The following is a 25,541-nucleotide window of genomic DNA, read 5'->3' on the forward strand; positions in this document are numbered from 1 at the left end:
ATCAAAGAGCAATTATCTATATTTTTAAGCGTAACAATAAACGCTTTCACCTTTTTAAACTAAAAAAGTACAATCGCAAAATAGCCTCAAATTGAAATCATGATAAAATAATGCAAACAGTCCTTTGACTGTTTTTTATTTTATTGCTCGTCTAATTCTTGCCCGTCTAGGATTCCTGCTATGGCACTTTATCTTTCTACTTGTCTGATGTGGCGATAGGCAATGAGCAATGAATACCAATTTAAACCGCACGAACAACCCTTTATGGTGGGCTCTCCCGCCACACCTGATCATCCTACACGCCGCAAAGTATTTTATTTACTGATTGGTATTGTTATTGGTCTTACCGCCAGCTTTCAAAATGGTTTATTGGTGGCAAATCTAACCCAAATCCAAGGTGAAATGGGCTTGACGCCAGTCGAAGGTGGCTGGATATCCGTCGCCTATAATATGACCAATGCTTGTATCACCGTGCTGCTATACAAAATCCGTCAGCAATTTGGTATGGCGCTCTTTAGCAAAATTACCCTGTTTTTTTTGTTGGCGGCCACCAGTTTACAATGGTTAGTCAGTAGTCATTTATTGGATACAGGCGCTATTATCATTGAGCCTTATTATCTAGAAATCATCGCCCGCGGCTTAAGTGGCATGGTTGCTAGTGCCATGACCGTATTGGCTATTTTTTATTGCCTACAGGGGATGCCAACCGCCAAACGCATTAGCGGTCTGATTTTGGGGTTTGGCTTAGTACAGTTTGGCATTCCTCTATCGAGGATTATCTCCCCATACCTCGCTGTCGACGGTCAACTTCAAACGCTATTTTTGTTTGAATTGGGCTTAACCCTGATTTGCTTTGCTCTGATTAATATCTTAGAGCTACCACCTGGCAATACCGAAAAAGTATTCGAAAAACTGGATTTTTTAAGCTTTGCGTTTTTTGCTAGTGGGCTTGCAGCGTTGGCAGTATTTTTGGTACAAGGCCGTATCCAGTGGTGGACAACGCCTTGGCTGAGCTATCCGCTTATCATCGCGGTGGTGACGATTAGCATCGCTTTATGGATTGAAACGCACCGTAAAAACCCAATGTTACAAGTCCGCTGGATGCGTAGCCGCAATATCATTGCTTTTATGATAACGGGCGCGGTGATGCGTATTTTATTGTCTGAGCAAAATGTCGGTGCAGCAGGTCTACTGGCCAACTTAGGCTACGGTAATGATCAGCTGATTACTTTTTATGCGGTGATACTTGCCGCTAGCGTCTTGGCATTATCCATCAGTATTTTTAGTACCAATGCGATGGATTTGCGTCGTCCGGTTATTTTTGCCGTTGCGCTGATTGCTGTTGGCGCTTGGTTAGATACGGGCGTGTCGTTAAACTCGGCCCCTTATATGTTTTATGTCAGTCAATTTATGATTGCCTTTGCTGCTGTCTATTTTATGGGTCCGATGGTTTTTGAAGGCATGTTTCGTGCTATTGCTAATGGTCCTGCTTACATTATTAGTTTCTCGGTTATTTTTGGCATCTCACAAACCATTGGTGGACTTGCAGGCGCAGCAGCGATTCAAGCGTTTACCACCATTCGTACACAGATGCACTACGCCGATATGATAGGCTCGCTTAATTTGGGCGACCCGGCCTTAATGGCACAAGTCGCAGGCGCACGTCGTATGTTATCTACCCAAATCACAGATGCCAATCAAGCAAACGTTGCTGCAATGGGACAAGTACTACAAGGTATTCAGCGCCAAGCGACTGTCGCCGCCTACGACGATTTGTTTTTTCTCATCGCCAGTATCGCAACCATCACGGCGCTGATTTTATTGCTGAACTACTTGTATCATCGCTACCATAAACGCAACCCATTGGCTAAAGAATTGGCGGCGATTGCAAAAATGCGTGAAGCAAAATAGCCCGAATAATTAAAGCATTTTCTTCATTTAAAAAATGGCGCTTAACCTATTCACCCATGCAAAAAACTTATGATAACTATTCAAACTTTAGGAGCGCGGCATGAGCCAAGAAAAATCTAATGAGCTTAACCAAGACCCTAAAACAGCCTCTGACGCGCTAACTAACAACACTGATTCAACAGATCATCCCAATACCAAAGATGCTGTTGCAAACTCTGCCGCCAACGCTGTCAATACAAGAAAATCGGTTAACGACAGTCTCGTAAGTGATGACAATAGTGTTAACAATGATGGTGTTACTGACAGTGATGAGCCGTCTGTGCCGTCTGTGCCGCCAAAGGAGCCGATTCCTAGCAGCACGGGTTGGTCACCAAAAAAGAAATCTTATTTAAATTTAGGCATCTTAATCGCCTTGATTGTTATCGGTGTGGCATTAATTTTGTATGCTTGGAAGCTGCCGCCCTTTACCCCAACGGTGCAGCAAACCAATAATGCTTTTGTTAAAGGACAAACCACCATTATCAGTCCGCAAGTATCTGGCTACGTGACTGAGGTGGCGGTTGAAGATTTTGCCAATGTTAAAGAAGGCGACTTATTAATAAAAATAGATGATCGTACTTTTAAGCAGCAGCTTGAGCAAGCGCAGGCAAACATTGAAATCGCTATAACCGAACGCGCTAGTAATGCGCAGGATACAGGAAGCAGCCAAGCGCAAATCGAAGCACGCGAGGCGGACTTATATAGTGCTAAAGTCAGCGTCGACAGTGCGCGTGAAGACGTCAAACGCTATCAAGGTTTAGACGCTATTGGTGCGGTATCAAAAGCAGAAGTGGCGCATATCAAAGCGCAACTTGCAAAAGCGCAGGCCAACGTGCAACAAGCAGAAGCAAACTTACAAGTTGCTCGTGAGGCGAGTGAAAAGACCAGCGGTAGCCGCTCATCTTTAGACGCCAATATCAAGAGTGCAGAAGCCGGTGCCAAGCAAGCTCAGATTAATTTAGACAACACAGTTATTAGAGCACCAGAGTCTGGGCAGCTGAGTCAAATCAGTGTCAAAGAAGGACAATACGTGAGCGCTGGTACGCAGCTGATGTATATCGTACCAAAAGGCGTATGGATTATTGCCAACTTTAAAGAAACGCAAGTGGCCAATATGCGTATCGGTGAGCCTGCCACCATTCATGTCGATGCCCTTGGCGATGCCAAGTTTAGTGGTCGTGTCAGTAATATCTCACCAGCGACGGGCAGCGAATTTAGTGCCGGCGCGGCCAATCCTGCGACGGGTAACTATATAAAAATTGCCCAGCGCGTTCCTATCAGAATTGATTTAGACCAAAACCAGCCTAACCTTGCACAGTTACGTCCAGGCATGTCAGTGTCAGTAGATGTCGATACCAAAGCAAGAAATTAGTGCAAAGAATTAAACTGAAAATCACCGCAAAAAAGCCTCTTTACATACCTGTCACATCAGGCTTAAAGAGGCTTTTTGATTTTTGGAATATCTTATTTTCAGTAGATTTTAGCTTAAATGAGCTCATTTTATGGTAACAAGCGTTTGGTTGTCCATTTTGCCGCGTCGCCCGTGCCACTCTTGTCTTGCGTATAAACAATGCGGTCATGCATACGATTGGCGCGGCCTTGCCAAAACTCGATGCTCTCAATCGTAATCTCATAGCCACCCCAAAACTCAGGGGTTGGCACTTGACTGTCTGCAGGATAATCATTTTGCAACTGCTCAAACGTTTGTTCCATGACATCGCGATTGGCAACTTCACCACTTTGCGGCTGGCTAACCCAAGCGCCCACTTGGCTATCATGCGGACGTTTTTGGAAATAGGCTGCAGATTTAGCAGCGTCTATTTTAGCAATGCTGCCGCTGATACGGATTTGACGCTCAAGCTTATGCCAAAAAAACAGGGCTTCGGCATTGGGGTTTTCAGCGATATCTTGACCCTTGGCGCTTTTGTAATTAGTATAGAACACGATGCCTGTGTCAGTAATCTCGCGCAGCAAAACAATACGCACGCTTGGCTTATTGTCCGCTCCGCACGTCGCTAAACTCATCGCATAAGGTTCTTGCACCTCTTCTGCTATCGCTTCATTCATCCAAGTGTGTAGCAGCTCAAATGGTGAATTTGGTACTGACTGTTGGTCGAGTTGCCCTTTCTCATACGATAAGCGCTGATCGGTAAAATCCATACTCATGATTGTTTCTCGCTAACTTTCGAATATTATTAATATAAGTCTATTTAACCAAGACGTTTAGCCTAACACTGTTTTGATTTTATCGGCCAAATCATTGGCCATCACATCGCATTCGATTTCATCGTCTGACTCAACCATGACCCGAATCATCGGCTCTGTACCTGACTGACGGATAAGCAGGCGACCACGACCTTCTAAAGTAGCGCGCGCTTTATCAAAAGCTGCGACAAGCTCTTCATGCTCAAATGGGTCTTGCATTTGCGATAAGCGCACATTGACCAGTTTTTGTGGTAACACTTCAAAGCCTTCGGTCAAATCGCTAAGTGCCTTACCGCGTGCTTGCATCACTGCCAGCACTTGCAAACCTGCGATAATGGCATCGCCGGTTCGGCTTTTATCCAAGCATAAAATATGACCAGATGGCTCACCGCCTAATATCCAACCATTGGCTTCAAGCTCTTGCATGACATAGCGGTCGCCGACTTTTGCACGGGTAAACGCGATATCAGCGTCTTTTAACGCCAACTCTAAGCCCATATTACTCATCAAGGTACCAACGACGCCTTCGGCTTTGGTTTGACCTTGGGTAGCAAGTACATACAAAATACCATCGCCATCGACCAGCTCACCGGCTTCATCGACCATCACGATACGGTCACCATCGCCATCTAAAGCAATGCCGACATCGGCCTCATATTCAAGTACCGCTTTTTGCAGATTTTCAGGATGGGTTGAGCCGCAATTGGCATTGATATTAATGCCATCAGGTTTATTATTAATTGCGATAACATTGGCGCCAAGCTCACGCATAACACGCGGCGCAACGCTATAACCAGCCCCATTGGCACAGTCGACGACGACGGTCAAATGATCTAAGTCGTATTGATAAGGGAAGCTACCTTTACAAAATTCGATATAGCGCCCTTTCGCATCATTAATACGATTGTTTTTGCCCAGTTGTGCTGGATCGAGAATTGGCATGATGGCGTTATTAGCAGAATTTGAAGCATCCATGATCGCGGTCAATTTATCGTTAATTGCGCTTTGCATCTCATCGGTCAGTTTTTTGCCATCACCTGAGAAGAATTTAATACCATTATCAAAATAAGGATTGTGTGAGGCTGAAATGACCACGCCAGCATCGGCATTAAAGCTGCGGGTCAGATGCGCGATAGCAGGCGTTGGTAGCGGGCCTAACATATGGACGTCGACACCAGCAGCATTAAAGCCAGCTTGCAGCGCCCCTTCAATCACATAGCCAGACAGACGCGTGTCTTTACCTATCACCACACTGGGTTTGCGCGCAGGGTTATTATTATTTTCTATCAGCACCAACCCCGTCACATAACCTAACTTCAAAATAAAATCAGGGGTAATCGGTAACTCACCAAATTTGCCGCGAATACCATCAGTGCCAAAATAACTCATTATTATTATTCCTCAATTTTATAAAGTAAAAAATCAAACGTGCGCACAGACTTTCATGGGTTTAAAAAAAGATTATTTATAGAAAATCGCTTTTTAAAAAACCCTTTTAAAACGGTCTGCTGCTATAAACTTTCTTTGTCTGCTGTTTTCCTATGAGCTTTGTACTTTTTGATGCGACTAAAAACTCACTCCAGCAATACCGAAGTGTTTTTAAAATACATCAATTATAAGCAATCGACCTAGATAAGAAACCTAACTCATAGTAAAAAATAGATAGAAGAATCTAATTCTGTATTTTACAAAAAAAACAGCCAACAATAACAAAGCATTGTTGGCTGTTTGTATCTTGGTGTCACGGCAATGCTACAGAGCCGACAACCTACACACAACTAGCGTTAAAAAATGATTAATCAACGCGATAGTTAGGTGCTTCTTTGGTAATTTGTACATCATGGACATGAGATTCTTTCATACCCGCTGAAGTGACTTTGACAAACTGCGGCTTCATGCGCATCTCTTCAATGGTCGCACAACCAGTATAACCCATCGATGAACGTAGGCCACCCATCATCTGATTGACAATACCAGAAACTGGGCCTTTATAAGGGACACGGCCTTCGATACCTTCTGGTACCAACTTTTCTACGCCGTCTTTGGCGTCTTGAAAATAGCGATCTGACGAGCCATTTTGACCTGACATCGCACCCAAGCTACCCATACCGCGATAGGCTTTATAGTAACGGCCTTGGAACAGCTCAACCTCACCTGGCGCTTCTTCGGTACCCGCCATTAGTGAACCAACCATGATGCACGATGCGCCAGCAGCGATGGCTTTTGCCATATCGCCTGAATAGCGGATACCGCCATCAGCAATCAGTGGAATACTGTCTTTTAGCGCGCTTGCAACACTATCGATTGCCGAGATTTGTGGCATACCAACGCCAGCGATGATACGCGTGGTACAGATAGACCCGGGACCAATACCTACTTTAACGGCATCTGCACCAGCGTCACGTAATGCCAAAGCAGCATCACCAGTGGCAATATTACCACCGATTACCTGTACCTCTGGAAAGTGCTTTTTAATCCAAGAAACTTTATCAATCACGCCTTTTGAATGACCATGGGCGGTATCAACAACGATAATATCGACGTCAGCAGCAATCAAAGCCTCGACACGTGCTTGGGTATCCGCGCCAGTACCAACAGCGGCGCCAACCCGCAAGCGACCGTGGGCATCTTTACAAGCATTAGGATTGTTTTCTGCTTTGGAGAAATCATTGACCGTAATCAGACCACGCAAACGAAAGTCATCATTAATCACAATCACTTTTTCGATACGGTGCTCATGAAGAAGTTTTTTGATATTCTCATTGCTCTCACCTTCTTTAACGGTGACGAGCTGATCTTTTGGCGTCATGATATGACTGACTGGTAAGGATAAATTGGTCTCAAAACGCCAGTCACGGTGGGTGACGATACCAATGACTTTATCGGTACCCTTCTCAACCACAGGCACACCTGAGATATTGTTATCTTGGGTCAATCTTAGTAGCTCACCAATCGTCATCTCGGGATGCACGGTGATGGGATCGACAACCGTACCCGCTTCGAATTTTTTCACGCGGCGTACTTGCATAGCCTGCTTATCGATATCCATGCTTTTATGCAAAATACCCAAGCCACCAAGCTGTGCCATAGTGATGGCCATCTCAGACTCAGTGACAGTATCCATCGCAGCCGAAATCATCGGTAAGTTTAAGGTAATATTTTTGGTTAGGCGGGTCGTTAAATCAGCAGCTTTTGGTAGGATTTCAGAATAAGCTGGTAATAATAAAACGTCATCAAAGGTTAAGGCTTCATCGACAATTCGCAACATACAGACCCCTAGTGGTGGTTATTTTGATGGGTGGGCAATGCAGTATCACGTCGATAAAAGAGCGTTTTGTCAAAATCAATACGCCAAAATAAAGCGGCTAGAATTGTGAAAAAACCATGAGGAACAAACCTTAAATACGGTTATCGCTCGGCATGTTATCTGTTTACCAATAGTAATAAAATGCTTAGGAAAGTAGAGTTGCTAATACAGCCCTTCTAAACATCCTAACATCTAATTACCCGACGCTTAATAACTGAATTATCCCTTAAAAATAACGCCATATTATAACAAATAAAGCAAGCCTTCGCATAACATATTTGTCAGCTTATTTTGCTAGATGATGCATCCACTTCGTCATGTTCCTACTATGTGTCTGTTTTAACGATTAAACGTTCCGCTGGCAGATAATCCTTTTGTTCGCTATATAAGTAGCTTAGCATCTGCTCACGTACTTCACATTCGAGCAACCAAGCATTGAGCGGGCTATCGGACGCTTGGCTACAACGCAGCTTAATAGTGGTTTCTGTTACCGATACCGTATACATCTCAGGCTCGGTGTCACTATCCCATAGCTCACTGTCTTTGACGAGCTCAATATATTTTTGCCGAATGGCTTCGATATCAGCGCCGTAATCGACATATAAATAAATCACTGAAATTTGATGCGACTCAGTATGCGACCAGTTCTCGACAATCTCAGTGATAAAATGCCGCATCGGCACTATCAAGCGACGCTCATCCCAGGTTTTGAGTACCGCATAGGTGTAACCCAAATCCTCAATCGTGCACCACTCGCCTTCCATCATCACCGTATCGCCGATACGCACAGGCTGGGTAATCGCAACTTGCATCCCTGCGATAATATTTCCCAAAATAGGCTGGGCGGCAATACCTATCACCGCGCCCGCAATCCCTGCTGAGGTGAGTAGCGTTTTGCCCAAGCCATCAATATTGGTAAACTCACTCAGTCCTATCCAAATGCCGCCCAAAATCATCACAAAGATAAAGACACGGCGAAAGATAGACACATAGGTGCGGCGGCTGCGACCTTTATCAAACTGCGCTTCGCTTAAATTCTCAATTTGCAAATCTTTATAACGATTAGCAAAGAAATTAATGGCGCGAATACCAAGCCACATAGTACTAAATACCAAGCCAATCCAAATAATGGGGCGTGTCGATGAGGCGAGCGCATCTAGATAAGGAAAGCCGCCCGATACCAACGTATAAACAGAGGAAAAACTGATGGTAAACGTCAAAGGCACGGTCAGCTTATTGACCAAGTCCTCGACGCCATTGTGATGAATGGTGGCGAGCCGATTGCCCTCTTTGTCTAATACGTACCAGTTGAGCAATTTACCGGCGGCTTTACTGAGTAACCAACCGGCGCCCATGGTAAAAGAAAAGAATAAAAATAACGCGATGAATTCCCAAACGGCAATGCCAAAGACTTTTAATTTGGTCCAGTCGGGCAAATAACGCTCAAATTTAGCAGGCTGATATTGCTCATACAGCTTATCGATATTAGCCACCGTTTGCGCGGAAAACACCCAGAAAGGCGGACTGTCATCAATGCGTACACGCTCAAGATGCAGCGGTACACGGCGATCTCGATAGTCGATATAACCCAATTGGATTGAGCGCCGAGGAATGCCTTGGATACTATTATTACTACCAAGTGGCGGTTCAATCAAACCATCAGGACGGTCGGGCAACTTATCAAACGCGTACAGCTTTTTTTCCATCAATAAAAAATCGAGCTGTTTGGCAAGCTCCATTGCTTGGTTACGCTGCAACTCCTCGTCAATCAAGTTCATATTGAGCGCATAAGCAGCCAAATCATACTGCTGCTTAATAACCGCTGATTGAAAAAACTCTAACGTTGCCAGCGGTGTCGATAAATTCGGTGGCTCAGATAGTGGCGGCAAGCCGACATTGAGCTTATTTAAGGCATAATAACTTTCGTTATAATCGCCCGTTAGACCGGAGTCACCCTGCAATACCCCCGCTTGCTGTTCGGTTTTTTTCTCAAACGGACTAATTACTTCCTCGGCAATCGCAGAAACACTGACACCCTCTTTTTTGAGCTTATCAATCCGTTGCGATGCATAATCAACGATATTCTCTGGCGCCTCGCTGATTGGCACAGTTGTTTCGGTTTGTTTGTCAGTCGTTGAACTGCTAGCGGCATAAGCAGGCAAATAAACAACACTTAAAATAATGACGAAAATACTGAATATAAAGTGACGTATGTTTACATGCCTCGCGGTCAATTTATACCTACCTTTAATAGTATCTAGACTCTTACAACCAGAAACATTAGCGTCGCCTATATTGTCCATGTACGAGGCTTGGATATTTTTAGCAATCAAAGACTGAGAAGAATGTTTCATACGATAAGGTTCTGGGCCGAATAATAAAATTAGTTGTTAAGAGTTAAGAGTTAAGAGTTAAGAGTTAAGAGTTAATATAAGCTTAAGCTAATGCACTAAACAAAAAAAAGCCAGCATAAAGCTGACTTAATTTGAGGGTAAAATGTTAATTGATACAATTGCTTATAGCAAGAATACGATTTAAGCACGGCGCCAAGTCGTACCCGCACGGCTGTCTTCAAGCTCAATACCCGCATTCTTTAACTGCTCACGTATCTCATCAGCACGGGCAAAGTTTTTATTGGTTTTGGCATCGGCACGCTCGATGATTAATTCATCGATAGCGGCATCGCTTAAACCGTCTGCTTGCGCCTCACCCACGACCGCTTGCAAAAACTGCTGTACGGGTAGCTGCAATATATTTAACGTCTGCGCCAAGGCTTTCAGCTGCTGCGCCAACTGCCATGCACCCTCTACATCTTCCGCCTTAAGTGCTTTATTAATATCACGTGCCAGCCCGAACAATACGCTAATAGCCGTTGAGCTATTAAAATCATCATTCATGGCCTTGATAAAATCTTGTCCGGCGGCACTTTCATAAGTAGAGTTGGTGAGCGCCTCATCGATGACAAGTTCTTGCCCTTTTTGTTGTTCGGCAGCTTTTAATGCTTGATATAATCTGCTTAGGCTATTATGTGCTTCATCTAAGGCTTTGTCTGAGAAATTCACTTGACTGCGATAGTGACTAGATAGCAAGAAAAAGCGCACCGTTTCAGAATGGTACTTGGCAATCACATCACGAATAGTAAAGAAGTTATTTAGCGATTTGGACATCTTTTCGCCGTCGACATTGATAAAACCAACGTGCATCCAATTACGTGCGTACTCGCAGCCCGTCGCTGCTTCCGATTGCGCAATCTCATTTTCATGATGCGGAAACTGTAAATCATGCCCGCCGCCGTGAATATCAAAGGTATCACCAAGGCATTTGGTCGACATCGCCGAGCATTCGATATGCCAGCCCGGACGCCCTTGACCCCATGGTGATGCCCATTGTGGCTCGCCAGGTTTTGCCGCTTTCCATAACACAAAGTCAAACGGATTGCGCTTGTCATTTTCGACATCAACGCGCGAGCCCGCTTGCATATCGTCCAAATTGCGTTTAGATAATTTGCCATAATCAGGGAAGCTATCGACCGCATAATAGACGTCGCCATTATCGCCCGCATACGCATAGTCATTGCTGACCAAATTGCCAATCATCTGCTGCATCTCATCGATATGGTCAGTTGCGCGCGGCTCAGCATCAGGCGCTAAACAACCAAGGGCTAAGAAATCTTCGTGCATCGCTTCAATGAAGCGCTGAGTTAATACACCAATTTCTTCGCCATTTTCGGCAGCACGGGTGATGATTTTGTCATCAATATCGGTGATATTACGCACATAATTGACGTCATAACCCAATTGTTTCAGCCAGCGCACCGCCATATCAAAGGCAACTACCACTCGCGCATGACCAATATGACAATAATCGTAGACCGTCATCCCGCACACATACATGCCGACTTTGCCCGCAACCAGCGGCTTAAATACCTGCTTGCGTCCGTTAAGTGAGTCGTAAATGGCAAGCTGAGACATCGCGTCTGCAAGAGGTGTGGTCATAGTAAAAAAGCCTTATGATGAAAAAGATAAGAGTGAAACGAGAATATTCTTACTGCATACTTAAACAATGAAAACGCTTATTTATAGCTTAGTTATATTAGTTATAACCGTATTTAGCGTCATTATTATTTTTGAAAAAGTAGCGGTATAAAACTTGACCCATTATCTTAGCGAAAATGCTCGTAAAATACTACAATGAGCGCATAACTAACATTCGCAATGCTAAAAAATACTGACTTTTTAACAAACACTGACCTTTAAGGATAAAAACATGGGCAATCGTTTAAGCAAAATATATACACGTACTGGGGATGATGGTACTACAGGTATGGCAGATGGCAGCCGCGTGAGTAAAGCAGACCATTTATTTAGCGTCATGGGTGATGTCGACGAGCTCAACTCACATATTGGTTTGGTACGCGCGCAGTTGACGCAAACCCCGATTGACGAGACTCAAAAAGCGGATTTTGCCCAAGCATTAGTGATTATTCAGCATTTACTATTTAATATTGGTGGCGAGCTTGCCATGCCAGAATATGAAGGCGTGAGCGCCGCCCATATCGACTGGTTAGAGCAGCAGATTGACGCGATGAATAGCACCTTGCCGGCGCTAAAAGATTTTATCTTGCCGACGGGCTCAGTGCTTGTCAGCCAATTGCATGTCGCCCGCACCGTCTGTCGCCGTGCTGAGCGCCAAGCGGTGCTATTGCAACAGCAGCGCTCCGAGGCGATTCGTCCAACGGCAGTTAGCTTTATCAATCGCCTGTCTGACTGGCTGTTTGTTGCTGCACGTTTTTGCACTGACCCTGAGCAAGTTTCTGAAGTGCTATGGGACAGTCAAGTATTACAAAAATTCGCTGAGAATAAATAGTTTAGCTTTTACGGCTCTCTAAAAATTAACCGCTAAAAACCAATTCAAGCAAGAAAAAAGCCCGCAACTTACGATAGTTGCGGGCTTTTGAATTTCAAACGCTAGGCTTAAACAGCACCTACTGACATTTTATTAATAAACTGAGAGGTTATTAATAAGTTGCGTCTTTATCTTCAATAATCACCATATCGATACTGTCATCTTTAGGGACTGACTTAGGTGCGGCTGGAGTCGCAGGCGCTGTGGTACTAGGCGTTGGGGCAGTTTGGTTATTGCTTTGGTTATCCTGATTACTCGTGTTCTGGCTACTATTTTGACTGCTGCTATTTTGGTTGACAGTTGGCGGCGTCGCAGGCTCAGCTGGACGTACAGGGGCCGCTGGCGTTACGGGTCTTGGTTGGGACGTTTGGTTTTCGCTATTGTTTTGTGCCGCTTGACGGCGACGTTCGGCTGCTTGCACGGCACGCTGCTCTTCTAACGCTGCCTGGAAGGCTGAGCCTGCCACCACTTCTGATACCACGGTCAGCAATGCTGGCTGTCCGGCGATACGCGTACGTACTTGACCGCCTTGAGTACCAACGACATAAGTAAAGGCATCATCAACGAGCATGTTGTTATTGATACGGATATTGTCGTTGGCTAGGCGTGATTGTAAGCTTGGCTGATTGTTAGCCGCTTGCAGTTGGCTGGCTTGGTATAAGTCTTCACTTGGCAAAGTCATACTGACACTCGCCTGACAGGTGGTCATGCCATTATCATTTGTGGCTTGTAACACCGCAGCGTTTTGCACATCGATGACGATACCATTGGTTTTACCAGTGACAACGCCACCACTTAAACCAATTTCAGCATCGTTAGCATAGCTTGCTGCTAAGGTTTGTGCCTGTTGATTGAGCGTATTTTTTAAGGCTGATTTGAGACGATCTTGTACCATTGGATCATCACAGCTTACCGCTGTAGCAGCAGCGTTTTCATTAGCGGCGGTCTCTTCGGTTAGCTCGGCATTTTCTGTGGCCTCTTCTTTTTCTGAGCGGTTACAGCCCGTAAGCACCAAACTACAGGCGATACCAATACCAGCAACTTTATACCACTTACTCAAACTCTTATTTGCTACGCTCATCTTTTTTTGCTCCAATTTCCTGATTCGTACCGCTACTGACGGCCAGTATTTTGACATTCAAAGGCTTACACGCACATCATGACATTTAGATAGTAACAATCATCATGCAAGTTTTGAAAACCACGTTATTATACGGCGTTTGATTTAAATGGTCATCAGTGTAGCCTATTGATATACAAATAACGTCCAACATTGTGTACAAAACCTTGCTTTGGTTGCAAAAAAGCTACAAAGACATATTTTATGTCGTGGCTGCAGCTCATAAGTATACTATCTAAGTAATGGTTCCGTTCTCAGATAAATATTTTATTAGACCCCATTTTGCAGAGACGATATGATAGCGATAATAATTTTTGATAGCTATTAATAATGATAAATTTTAAAAAAACGCTTTTATTGGGCCATCGCGGCGCACGCGGCGAAGCGCTGGAAAACACCTTGGCAGGCTTTAAACTGGCGCAAAATCTACAAAGCGCGGGGTTGATAGGCGTTGAATTTGATGTACAACTGAGCGCCGATGGTCACTTGCTGGTCTTTCACGATGACAACCTACAACGCATGTGTGCTCAGCAATCCTGCATTGACCAGTTGAGTCTTGCCGAGATTGGGCGCTATTTGCAGTCCGGTCATCAGATTACCCCTTTAGCCGAAATAGCCTCTGTGCTAACAGGTTTTCGCTATATTGAGCTTGAAATTAAGACGCATGAGCGCACGGATTACGGCAAATTAATTAGAGCATTAATACACGATTTAATCGATAGTCCTCTTGCCAGCTTGCCTATAGCGCTGACCAGCTTCGATGTCGAATTACACGCAAGGCTGCAACGCAATAAAACCTTACAACATATTCCGCGTGGCTTACTGATTCGCACCCCTAAAACGTTGCTAAGCGCACCGCAAACTGCCCTGCAACTTGGCTGCGTCCAGCTAGGCATTCACTACCCGCTGCTGACTCAAGCAGTCATTAAACACTGCCATCGTTATCACTTACCAGTCAGCGCGTGGACCGTCAATGATAGCGAGACGGTTAATCAGCTCATAGCATGGCAAGTTGACGTCATTATCACCGATTATCCAACTTATTTTCTCATGCGTTAAGCCAGTAAACCTTTCATTCCTCTTTCTCTTTATATCCAAAAATCTTGTTTGAAATTCGCGTTAAAAAGCCAGCTAATTAATTGGCTTAATAGTCACCTAAATATTTTGGCAACACACATACTTATCTTTTTGCTTACACTTTCACTTAATTGCTGATAAGTAAGAGGTTATTTGGGTTAATTCCTGCCATAACTCATACAAGTTATTGTTATTTAGCAATATTTTTCTAGTGTATAACTGTTCACTTTATCAGTCTTTTAGGGTAATATGGAGGCTGAAATTAATATCATTAGGAATATTACATGATAGCTAAAAAAGTAATAGGCTTACCACTTAAGGGCTTGCGTTTCGCCATGAAGTCGGGTGATACGCTTATACAGCATGCTGGCACTCAGGCGCTGCGCGTGAAGACGTGGCTTGATACTGGCAAAAGCAAAACTGATGAGGCTGCCGATACGCAGTTTGCGACGACGAGCGGTTATAAAGATGCCAATGCAGTCGCTAACTATGAGGGTATCGATCCGCTTGAGCTTGAATTTCAAAAATCGCCAATCAATCTGGTTCCAGCGATTTTTCTGATTGCAACGCCTATTGCTGCTGCCGTCATTACGCCATGGTACTTGATGACCCATCAAGTTAGTGCGCCGGTTTGGGGCGTGTTTGGTGCTTTTATGGTGTGGACAGGTATTAGTATTACCGCAGGCTATCATCGCCTCTTGTCGCATCGTGCTTATAAAGCTCATCCCTTGGTAAAAAACTTCCTATTACTTGGCTCAACCCTTGCGGTTCAAGGCTCTGCCTTTGACTGGGTATCAGGCCACCGTACGCATCACCGTCACGTTGATGACCGCATGGAAGATCCTTATTCAGCAAAACGTGGTTTTTTCTTTAGTCATATCGGCTGGATGTTACGCAATTATCCTAGTGGCCGCTTTGATTATAAAAACATTCCTGATTTAACCAAAGATAAAGTGCTACAGATTCAGCATAAATACTATGGTTTATGGGTACTGGCTACCAACGTTGCGATGGTTGCGGCAGTTGGTTGGTTAATCGGTGACGTTTGGGGCACGCTCGTATTGGCAGGCCTACTGCGTTTGGTATTGACCCATCACTTTACCTTCTTTATCAACTCGCTATGCCATATGTTTGGTACGCGTCCTTATACCGACACCAATAGTGCGCGTGATAACTTCTTCCTTGCTATCTTTACGTGGGGTGAGGGTTATCATAACTATCATCACTTCTTCCAATACGACTATCGTAATGGTGTGAAATGGTGGCAATATGATCCAACTAAATGGCTTATCTTGGGCTTATCTAAACTTGGTTTAACGAGTGAATTGCGTACGGTTGACGACACCACCATCAAGCATGCTGAAGTGCAAATGCAGTTCAAAAAAGCCCAACAGCAGATTGATAGTGCTACTGCGAACGGACTTGATATTCCGCATGCGATGAAGAGTTTCCAAGATCGTATCAAGTTTGAATATGATGCCTTTACGCAAACGGTCGAAGAATGGCAAGCGCTAAAAGCCAAAACCATTGAGCTGAAAAAAACCGAGTTTGCTGATCGCTTGCATGAAGTTGAAGAGATGCTAAAGCACGACTATGCCAAAGTTGAGCAAAAAATACTGGCGCATAATAGCAATCTAAAAACGGCGTTTCGCTCTATTGCTCAAAGCCCGAAAGCGGCATAAGCGTTTATAGATTTATTATCTTAGTTTTTATCGTACGTTTCTCCTGCCCTCTATCTGTAAAGATAGGGGGTTTTTTTCGGCCATGAGTTGTGCGCTGCTCGTTTACGCACTTATTATTTTTGCCCGCTCATTGTTTATACAGCAATTACAAGAGATGGACAGAGTGAAACGCGGCATTATTAAGGCTATGCTATAGTAAGTTTACTACTTTCATTACTCGTTCATTACTCACTTTAACCTTAAGTTTTTATATTAAGAATCCATACCTCTATATCGGAACATACCTATGCGCTATCAAAATGCTTACGTCACATTAGATACTCGCCTTTATCATGAGCAGCAGCCGACACCGCTTGACAATCCGCGCGCTGGCCATTTTAACACCGAAGTTGCTAAGCAATTAGGCTGGCTCGATGATGAAGAGCTGATGGCACGTTGGGTTGAAATATTAGGTGGTCAATACGTGCCAGCTGAGTTTCGACCGCTGTCCATGGCCTATGCTGGTCACCAGTTCGGACAGTGGGCCGGACAATTGGGCGATGGTCGCGGTTTACTGATGGCGCAAGTGCTCGATAATAATGATAAATTACAAGATTTGCATTTAAAGGGCATTGGTCTGACCCCTTACTCACGCATGGGCGATGGGCGTGCGGTGCTGCGTAGTACCATTCGCGAGTATTTGTGCGGTCATGCGCTGACACAACTTGGCATCCCTTCGTCTAATGCCTTGGGCTTTGTGGTATCAGATACTAAAGTTCGCCGTGAGCGTATGGAAGCAGGCGCGGCATTAATGCGCGTCGCTGATAGCCATATTCGCCTCGGTCATGTTGAGTGGATTGCCAGCTTTGCACCCGACCTGCTTGGCGAATTTACCGACTATATGATTGATACTTACTATCCAGAATGCCGTGATAGCGAGACGCCAGTCTTGGCATTTTTACAAACTGTGGTTGAGCGTACCGCACGTATGATTGCTGACTGGCAATTGATTGGTTTTGCCCATGGGGTGATGAATACTGATAACTTATCCATAACGGGCAGTACCTTAGACTTTGGTCCGTTTGGTTTTATGGAGCGTTTTAATCCTGCGTGGATTAACAATCACTCCGACCATACCGGACGTTATGCTTATCAAAACCAGCCTGCCATCGGTCATTGGAACTTAAATATTTGGCTACCGCACTTTATGCGCTTGGACGGCGTAACACGCGAAACCTTGGCTGATTGCCTAGCACCGTATGAAGCAACCTTTATGCAGCATTATCAGCAAGGCCTGTGCCGTAAGCTCGGGCTGCGGCATAGTAAAGAGAGTTTGACCCTTGCCTTTGAATGGCTGACATTGCTAGAAGATAACTTACTCGACTATAGCAACAGTTTCCGCGCGCTATTGGGTTTTGTCGCGCCAAATGAATATCCTTATGAGCAAGAGCTGCTGGCAAAAATGACTGCTGAGTTTAATAATGAGGCGCAGCACGTTTGGCAACAATGGTCAACCCGGTATTTGGCAGCGCTAGAACCGTTATCTAGCGAAGCCTCTATTGAGCAAATGCGTAGCAACAATCCGGTTTATGTACTGCGTAATAGTGTGGCGCAGCGCGCGATTACGGCGGCGGAACAAGGGCAATTTGATGAGTTAAATCGGGTCTTTGAATTGCTTGCCAATCCTTACAACGTCCAAGACATCGCCACTGCGCTTGACACCATGCCGCCCGCGCCCCATGCGCCGCAAATGCCAATTAGTTGTTCTTCGTAAGAGAATACGGGCAAGCTGCTATTCTGTAATATTTTGAAATATTATGCAATTATGGTTGATATCGACGCACATTTTTTGCCATTATCAATCAGCAAAATAACGAATATCATTTTATTATATTATTCACACAATTGAGATGACTTGACTAGGCAGTGAAATACCAATAGTGCTAGAATAACGCTTCCTGTGAGATTGCTGTTTTTACGCTGATGTCTAGTCGCCGATCACGACCTTTTTAGTATAAATGTACCTTCATTATCATATTTCATGATTTTGAGGCATAGACGTTGGTTTTTATCACCATTTACTTTATTCCAATTATTCCAACCATGGCAATTATTATGAATGACGATATCACTTTGAATACGGATACCCCTATTACGGAAAAAGAGCAGTTTGAACAAGCTGCCTTACATTACCATGAGTTTCCACGCCCAGGTAAAATCTCAGTTACGCCTATCAAGCAATTGGCCAACCAACGTGATTTGGCACTTGCTTACTCTCCAGGGGTTGCAATACCTTGTCTTGAGATTCAAAGAGATCCGGCGCTAGCGGCTAAATATACCGCTCGTAGTAACTTGGTTGGCGTGATCACCAACGGTACTGCAGTGCTTGGTTTAGGAAATATTGGTCCATTGGCATCTAAGCCTGTCATGGAAGGTAAAGGGGTTTTATTCAAAAAGTTCGCTGGTATCGACGTTTTTGATATTGAAATTGCCCAAAATGATCCAGATAAGTTCATCGAAGCTGTCGCCTCGCTTGAGCCTACTTTTGGTGGTATTAACCTTGAAGACATCAAAGCCCCAGAATGTTTCAAAATCGAGCGCGAATTACGTGAGCGCATGAACATTCCAGTATTCCACGATGACCAACATGGTACGTCAATCATTGTTGCAGCGGCGATGCTAAACGCTTTACTCATCACTGGCAAAAAAATCGAAGAGATTAAAGTGGTCTGCTCTGGCGCAGGTGCGGCAGCTATCTCTTGCTTGGATATCATTTGTGCGCTTGGCGTTGATAAAAATAATATCTTGGTATCAGACTCACGCGGTATCATCACCACCAGCCGCGAGAACCTTGATGAAACCAAGCAGCGTTATGCGCGCAATACCACTGCCACTACCATCGAAGAAGTGATGGATGATGTCGATATGTTCTTAGGCCTATCTATGCCTGGCACATTGACTGAAGACATGGTGCGCCGTATGGCAAAAGACCCAATCGTCTTTGCCCTTGCCAACCCAACGCCTGAAATTATGCCAGAAGTGGCGCACGCCGTACGTCCAGACGTTATCATGGCAACCGGTCGCTCAGACTATCCAAACCAAGTAAATAACGCCTTATGTTTCCCTTATATCTTCCGCGGTGCACTTGATGTTGGGGCAACAGCGGTTAATGAAGAGATGAAAATCGCTTGCGTCAAAGCTATCGCGGCCATGGCGCATGTTGAAGCGACACCAATGAATAACGTGAAAAACGTTGAGAGTACGCCAAGCTTTGGCCGTGATTATCTTATCCCAGGCCCTCTTGAGCCAAACCTAATCATTGAAATCGCCTCTGCGGTTGCCAAAGCAGCGATGGATTCTGGTGTTGCAACCCTACCTATCTCTGATATGAAAGCCTATCGTCAACGCTTGTCTGAGTTTGTTTATAACTCAGCGTTTGTCATGAAGCCTATCTTTGCCCGCGCGAAAGCTGATCCTAAACGCATTGTTTACTGTGAAGGCGAAGACCGCAACGTACTGCTTGCGGTACAAGTGGTCGTTGACGAGCAGTTGGCACATCCAATCTTGGTCGGTCGCCCTGCCATTATTGAAAAGAACATCGAAAAATTAGCACTACGCCTAAAAGATGGTGAGAACATCACCATTGTTAATCAAGATGATGATCCACGCTATAAAGACTACTGGCAAGGCTACTACGAGAAAAACAAACGTAATGGTGTCAGTATTGAGCTTGCGCGCCGTGATGTTCGCCGTAAGACTTCTTTAATCGGTGCCCTACTGGTTGAAAACGGTGATGCTGATGGCATGATTTGTGGTACTTTTAGCTACTATCATCTGCATTTAAAATACGTCAGCCGAGTTATCGACAAAAAAGAAGGCGTCAGCGATTTTTATGCGATGAATGCGGTATTAATGCAAGATCGTAATATCTTTATTGCCGACACTTATATCCATGAAGACCCAACGGCTGAGCAATTGGCTGAAATGACGGTACTTGCAGCTGATCAATTACGTCGCTTTAACATTACGCCGCGTGTGGCCTTAGTTTCGCATTCAAACTTTGGTACATCAGATCGCGAAAGTGCAGTAAAAATGCGTAAGGTGTATGAGCTACTGACAGAAATGAATGTCGACTTTGACTTCGACGGTGAGATGCAAGGGGATGCGGCACTTGATGAGCACATCCGTGCTAACGACTTACCATCAAGCAACCTAAAAGGCTCAGCAAACTTGCTTATCTTGCCAACGCTTGATTCAGCAAATATTGCTTTCAACCTACTAAAAACGGCAACTGGCAGTGCGTCTATTGGTCCTATTTTGCTAGGCGCGAGCAAACCTGTACATATCCTAACCCCATCAGCGACAGCACGCCGTGTGGTGAATATGACAGCGCTTGCAGTTACTGAAGCTCAAGACTTAATCAATGAGCAAAAATAGTCGTTTATGTCATATATGAACGCTTTATTATGGCGGTTGTCTAGCGTTTATTTATAGAAACCGTCTGCTATACTAAAACCAGTCAATACTTCTAAGCAGTGTTGACTGGTTTTTTTTGGCAACCTGTTTTAGTAAATACTGGATAAATATAAAGAGACTATTATGCAAGTGTATCTCGTCGGCGGCGCTGTTCGTGACAAATTATTGGGTCGCCCTATCAAAGACAAGGATTTTGTCGTCGTCGGCGCGACGGTCATCGAAATGCTAAAGGCAGGCTTTCAGCAAGTGGGCGCAGACTTTCCAGTATTTTTGCATCCTATTAGTCATGAAGAGTATGCGCTAGCGCGAACAGAGCGCAAACAAGGGCTCGGCTATCAAGGCTTTAGTGTGCATGCTAGCCCTGATGTGACGTTACGTGAAGACTTACAACGTCGTGACTTGACCGTTAATGCCATGGCAATTGAAGTCAAAAACCTTATGGATGATACGCCTATTAATGACGAAATCGTCGATTACTATGGGGGCTTGGACGATATTCACAGCAAAACCTTGCGTCATGTCTCAAGCGCGTTTAGTGAAGACCCATTACGGGTACTGCGCACCGCGCGCTTTTATAGTCGTTACTATGATTTGGGCTTTAGTATCGCTGATGAAACCTTGCTATTGATGCGTGAGTTAGTGCGCTCAGGCGAGCTTGCGCATCTAAGTAGTGAGCGTATTTGGCAAGAATCAAGCCGTGCCATGATGCAAGTATCGCCGCAGGTATATTGGCAGCAGCTGTTTGAGATTGGGGCGTTGACGGAGTATTTTGCCCCGCTACAGCAAGTTTGGAACCATGCAAAATACGGTCAAATACGAGAGATTGTACAAACCGCATTGTATTTCGCCGGTCAAATGCAATTAAATTTATCGCAGCGCTGGGCGTTATTAATGGCCAGTCTGAACACAGATTTATTTATGCTAGAACCTACAAACTCGAATTCAGATAACATAGAATCAAATAACATAGCTACTGCGGTTAAAGGCATTAATGAGATAGGAAACAGCGCAAAAGTGCCAAAGGCACAGACTCAATTTCCCACTTTATTTGTGCAGCAAGCGAAAAAGCTTAGCCGCATAGACCAACTGAGCGCCGCCGAGAAAATCGATCTTATCCAAGCTTGTAGCGCTCATAAAGTGCCGGATAAACTCTCGCAGCTTTTGGTCACAAGCCATGTCTTAAAACTGGCCATACAGCACCGCCAAATGATGCTGGCGTTGGGCAGCTTTCACGCCATTAGCATGGATAATATTGACCAAAGCCTCAAAGGTCCAGCGATTGGCGAAGCACTACGACAACGTAGAATTGAGCATTTACAAACACAACCTGTCTTATAAACAAGTTCTTTCAACCAGCAATTTACATAATAAAAATACCTTTAATATGAACCAAGAATTTAGCTTAAGCCAATCGAAAGATTCTAATACTTCAGCGCCCGTAATGATAATTACCGGTGGTGCTAAGCGTATCGGTGCAGCCATTGTTCGTGCCGCCCATGAGCAAGGCTATCGTGTGATTATCCATTGTCATCATAGTGAGAAAGAAGCCAATGCCCTAGCCGATGCGCTGAATAAAATTCGCCCTGATAGTGCGGTTGTTGTCCTTGCAGATTTGGCGGCTGTCAATAATAGCGAGACGCTACAGCAATTTACTCAAAATATTATGCAAGCATTTGGGCAACTCGATGTCTTAGTACATAACGCCTCTCGTTTTTATCCAAGCCCGCTTGGTCATATCAATCATGCTCAGTGGGATGAGTTATTTTTAACCAACGCCAAAGCGCCCTTATTATTAAGCCAAGCGTTATATCCTTATCTACGGACACAGCAAGGCTGTATCATTAGCCTACTCGATATCCATGCGCATAATAAACCTTTTAAAGATTATGCCATCTACAATATGGCAAAGGCGGCGCATCGCATGATGGTACAGTCTTTCGCGCTTGATATGGCGCCCGAGGTACGCGTCAATGGCGTCGCTCCTGGCGTCAATATCCTACCAGAAGCAGATAGCGACCAAGCACTTGACCCGCAGCAGCAAAAAAGCATCATCGACTCTATTCCTATGCAGCGGATAGGCAAACCTGAGGAAATTGCCCATAGTGTGCTTTATCTGGCGCACGCCCGTTATGTAACGGGTGAAATAATTACTGTCGATGGTGGTCGCAGCCTGACATTGGCTGGCAGTGGTGTCTGAAAATGAAAACAGGGGGTTTTTGAATAATATCTGTCTGACAGGCTATCTTTTACTTGAAAATTTAAAAAAATCAGGTATCATTATGCGTCTAACGTTAGGGCCCATAGCTCAGTTGGTTAGAGCAGAGGACTCATAATCCTTTGGTCGTAGGTTCAAGTCCTACTGGGCCCACCAAATATTGAATCAGGCTTGTTCGCAGCGATGCAGCAAGCCTTTTTTTATGGGGTTTTTAGAACTTTCAGAACATATAGGTAGATGGCGAACCATATAGAAATCGATACCATGACGTTGGTATAAAAATAATAGGAATAATAAAAATCTATCTAGGAAACCAAAAAGCCCTCTACGCTATTTTATATAGCGTAGAGGGCTTTTACGATTTTAATGAATGATTGATAACTCTAAAAAACGCCCTTATTCCTGTTGAACTAATGGCTTTTTTACAGACAATCGATTCAGCGACAACTGCTCAACCGTATTTATCAAATTCTGGCTAACGCTTAACCAAGGTTATCTTGGTTCGTCTAGAGCCAGCTATCTATCATTTATCTACATACTTTCTAAAAACTAGAAAGAAGTACGACGATAGTTGCGATATTCAGGTAACCAAAAATTTGCTTTTAAGCGGCGCTGTAAGTTCTCCGCCGTAATAGGTAGTGCCAGCTTATCTTGAACAGCCTGTAGAGCCACTTCATAGGCTATTTTCCGACTGATCTCTTTAATAACCTTAATAGGCGGTAGTATGGCGCCGGGTGCTTTTTCGTACTCCATTGATATATCTGCAAGCGCTTGGCTTGCTGCCATTAACATATTATCACTGATACCTGTCGCTCGTGCTGCTAGAACCCCAAGACCGATACCGGGAAATATATAGCTGTTATTACATTGGGAAACCTCAAAAGACTGCCCGTTAAAGGTGGTATGAGCAAAAGGGCTGCCCGTTGCAATAATGGCGCGACCACGGCTCCAATTCATCACTTCTTGCGGTGTAGCTTCCACACGAGACGTCGGGTTTGAAAGCGGTAGTACAATTGGGTTTTCAGTATTAGCACATAAGGACTCGATGACCTCTTGAGTAAACAGACCTTTTTGTCCGCTTACACCGAACAATACCGTTATTTTGGCTTGCTTAACCACTTGCGCTAAACCAAGTTTTTGGCTCTTATCCCAATGTTCAATAGCCGACTGTTTTTGCACCAGTGGCTCTTGAAATTTTTGTAGTTCTGTCATGCTATCGGTGAGCAAGCCATAACGGTCAACCATAAATACTTGGCTGCGTGCTTGCTCTTCAGTCAACCCTTCGCGCTGCATTTGGCGAATAATATGCTCAGCAATACCGCAACCTGCCGATCCTGCACCTAAGAATGCTATTTTTTGCTGACTGAGCTTTTGACCTTTATTTAGGCACGCGGCAATCAAAGCACCGACCGAAACCGCGGCAGTTCCTTGAATATCATCATTGAAGCAGCATAACTGGTCACGATAACGATTTAATAACGGCGTAGCATTCCCTTGGGCAAAATCTTCAAATTGTAATAATACCTCTGGCCAACGACGCTTAACGGCTTGAATAAATAAATCGACAAATTCATTGTATTCATCGCCAGAGATGCGTGGATTTCTCCAACCCATGTACATAGGATCGTCAAGTAGCTGTTGGTTATTGGTACCGACATCTAATAAAATAGGCAAACAATAAGCGGGACTGATGCCACCACAGGCCGTGTACAAAGCCAATTTACCAATGGGAATGCCCATACCGCCAATACCTTGGTCGCCAAGGCCTAATATACGTTCACCGTCAGTGACAACGATCACTTTGACATTTTGTTTGGTGGCATTTTGCAGCATATCATCGATTTTATGGCGCTCAGGATATGAGATAAACAGACCCCTTTTACGGCGATAAATTTGTGAGAATTTCTCACAAGCTTGACCAACCGTTGGCGTGTAGATGAGCGGCATGACTTCCTCAATATGCTGCTCAACCAGATGATGAAACAAGGTCTCATTGGTATCTTGTATATTACGCAAATAAATGTGCTTATCCATCGCATTGGTGAATGAGCGCAGTTGGTGATAAGCCCGCAGAGACTGCTCTTCAATCGTCTCAATGTTGTGAGGTAATAGCCCTGTTAAATTAAAGCTATCACGTTCTTCTGATGAAAAGGCACTGCCTTTATTCAATAAAGAGGTTTCTAATAGAGCAGGGCCAGCAATAGGAATATATAAAGGACGCTTGTTTGACATAATAAAATCTTCTTATTAAGGACATATAAGTAAAAATGATGCTAGGGCTGCATTATACATAGCATCAGCCTGTACTTAACAATAGATAACAATTCATTTTGACTGAGCTTGGCTCTAAACTTGATTGCTGATACATTTACCTAGAAACAATAGCGTTTTATTAGAGGTGAATGAAAGGAGTTAATTACCGAGTCAATGTTGGCGTAAGTTAGGAATTGCAAGACTAGCGTACCCTCTCAAAGCATTTACTCTCTGATAATTTAAAAATAGTTCAATTTTAAAACACTTAGATTAACACATGAAGTGCAATATCAAAGAGCAGGTGAAAAAGAGGCCTAGATGCGCTAGCATCAAAGTCTTTATCCACCGACCAAAGTGAGATTGCAACCATGA

The 25,541-nt window shown here is 44.3% G+C and carries 16 protein-coding genes and 1 tRNA gene; 10 read left to right on the plus strand and 7 right to left on the minus strand.

What is annotated here, in order from left to right; translation table 11 throughout:
• Positions 1–222 precede the first annotated feature (222 nt).
• Positions 223–1,911 carry an MFS transporter gene (locus B2866_RS04910; protein ID WP_296191202.1) on the plus strand — a complete coding sequence of 563 codons (1,689 nt, stop codon included), beginning with the start codon at positions 223–225 and terminating at the stop codon, positions 1,909–1,911.
• Between the two features lie 100 nt (positions 1,912–2,011).
• Positions 2,012–3,322 carry an HlyD family secretion protein gene (locus B2866_RS04915; RefSeq protein ID WP_296191203.1) on the plus strand — a complete coding sequence of 437 codons (1,311 nt, stop codon included), beginning with the start codon at positions 2,012–2,014 and terminating at the stop codon, positions 3,320–3,322.
• 128 nt (positions 3,323–3,450) lie between these two features.
• Here the strand turns inward: B2866_RS04915 and pdxH are convergent, their stop codons facing one another.
• From pdxH to cysS, 5 genes are all read right to left on the minus strand, one after another.
• Positions 3,451–4,110 (minus strand): pyridoxamine 5'-phosphate oxidase, encoded by a 660-nt coding sequence (gene pdxH, locus B2866_RS04920; RefSeq protein WP_296191227.1) that lies wholly within the window; start codon positions 4,108–4,110, stop codon positions 3,451–3,453.
• A gap of 63 nt (positions 4,111–4,173) precedes the next feature.
• Positions 4,174–5,544 (minus strand): phosphoglucosamine mutase, encoded by a 1,371-nt coding sequence (gene glmM / locus B2866_RS04925; protein WP_296191205.1) that lies wholly within the window; start codon positions 5,542–5,544, stop codon positions 4,174–4,176.
• Positions 5,545–5,950: 406 nt separating this feature from the next.
• Positions 5,951–7,423 carry an IMP dehydrogenase gene (guaB, locus tag B2866_RS04930; protein ID WP_296191207.1) on the minus strand — a complete coding sequence of 491 codons (1,473 nt, stop codon included), beginning with the start codon at positions 7,421–7,423 and terminating at the stop codon, positions 5,951–5,953.
• 365 nt (positions 7,424–7,788) lie between these two features.
• Positions 7,789–9,816, minus strand: coding sequence for a mechanosensitive ion channel family protein (locus tag B2866_RS04935; RefSeq protein ID WP_296191208.1), 2,028 nt, complete (start codon positions 9,814–9,816; stop codon positions 7,789–7,791).
• Positions 9,817–9,996: 180 nt separating this feature from the next.
• The gene (gene cysS / locus B2866_RS04940; RefSeq protein WP_296191210.1) at positions 9,997–11,457 is read right to left on the minus strand and encodes a cysteine--tRNA ligase; all 1,461 of its coding nucleotides are present in this window, start codon (positions 11,455–11,457) and stop codon (positions 9,997–9,999) included.
• A 271-nt stretch (positions 11,458–11,728) separates the two neighbouring features.
• Here cysS and B2866_RS04945 point away from each other — a divergent pair, with 271 nt between their 5' ends.
• A complete protein-coding gene (locus tag B2866_RS04945) occupies positions 11,729–12,328 on the plus strand; it encodes a cob(I)yrinic acid a,c-diamide adenosyltransferase (protein ID WP_296191212.1) in 600 nt (199 codons plus the stop codon).
• 151 nt (positions 12,329–12,479) lie between these two features.
• Here the strand turns inward: B2866_RS04945 and B2866_RS04950 are convergent, their stop codons facing one another.
• Positions 12,480–13,448: a hypothetical protein gene (locus B2866_RS04950; RefSeq protein ID WP_296191214.1), complete on the minus strand. Its 969-nt coding sequence runs from the start codon at positions 13,446–13,448 to the stop codon at positions 12,480–12,482.
• A gap of 369 nt (positions 13,449–13,817) precedes the next feature.
• Between B2866_RS04950 and B2866_RS04955 the strand changes: the two genes are divergently transcribed.
• From B2866_RS04955 to B2866_RS04985, 7 genes are all read left to right on the plus strand, one after another.
• Entirely contained in the window at positions 13,818–14,546 is a 729-nt protein-coding gene (locus tag B2866_RS04955; RefSeq protein ID WP_296191216.1) for a glycerophosphodiester phosphodiesterase, read from the plus strand.
• A gap of 302 nt (positions 14,547–14,848) precedes the next feature.
• Complete coding sequence (locus B2866_RS04960; RefSeq protein ID WP_296191217.1) at positions 14,849–16,246, plus strand: acyl-CoA desaturase; 1,398 nt, start codon at positions 14,849–14,851, stop codon at positions 16,244–16,246.
• A gap of 286 nt (positions 16,247–16,532) precedes the next feature.
• Positions 16,533–17,999: a protein adenylyltransferase SelO gene (locus B2866_RS04965; protein ID WP_296191219.1), complete on the plus strand. Its 1,467-nt coding sequence runs from the start codon at positions 16,533–16,535 to the stop codon at positions 17,997–17,999.
• Positions 18,000–18,340: 341 nt separating this feature from the next.
• The gene (locus B2866_RS04970) at positions 18,341–20,662 is read left to right on the plus strand and encodes an NADP-dependent malic enzyme (protein WP_296191221.1); all 2,322 of its coding nucleotides are present in this window, start codon (positions 18,341–18,343) and stop codon (positions 20,660–20,662) included.
• A 162-nt stretch (positions 20,663–20,824) separates the two neighbouring features.
• Complete coding sequence (locus B2866_RS04975; protein WP_296191223.1) at positions 20,825–22,039, plus strand: tRNA nucleotidyltransferase; 1,215 nt, start codon at positions 20,825–20,827, stop codon at positions 22,037–22,039.
• Positions 22,040–22,085: 46 nt separating this feature from the next.
• Positions 22,086–22,898 carry a pteridine reductase gene (locus B2866_RS04980; protein WP_296191225.1) on the plus strand — a complete coding sequence of 271 codons (813 nt, stop codon included), beginning with the start codon at positions 22,086–22,088 and terminating at the stop codon, positions 22,896–22,898.
• Positions 22,899–22,995: 97 nt separating this feature from the next.
• Positions 22,996–23,072 (plus strand) — tRNA-Ile (locus B2866_RS04985).
• Between the two features lie 393 nt (positions 23,073–23,465).
• Here B2866_RS04985 and B2866_RS04990 read toward each other — a convergent pair.
• Positions 23,466–25,148 carry an NAD-dependent malic enzyme gene (locus tag B2866_RS04990; RefSeq protein ID WP_409520861.1) on the minus strand — a complete coding sequence of 561 codons (1,683 nt, stop codon included), beginning with the start codon at positions 25,146–25,148 and terminating at the stop codon, positions 23,466–23,468.
• Positions 25,149–25,541 lie beyond the last annotated feature (393 nt).

Origin of the sequence: Psychrobacter sp. UBA3483, from assembly GCF_002377905.1 — a bacterium.
Taxonomy (GTDB): Bacteria; Pseudomonadota; Gammaproteobacteria; order Pseudomonadales; family Moraxellaceae; genus Psychrobacter.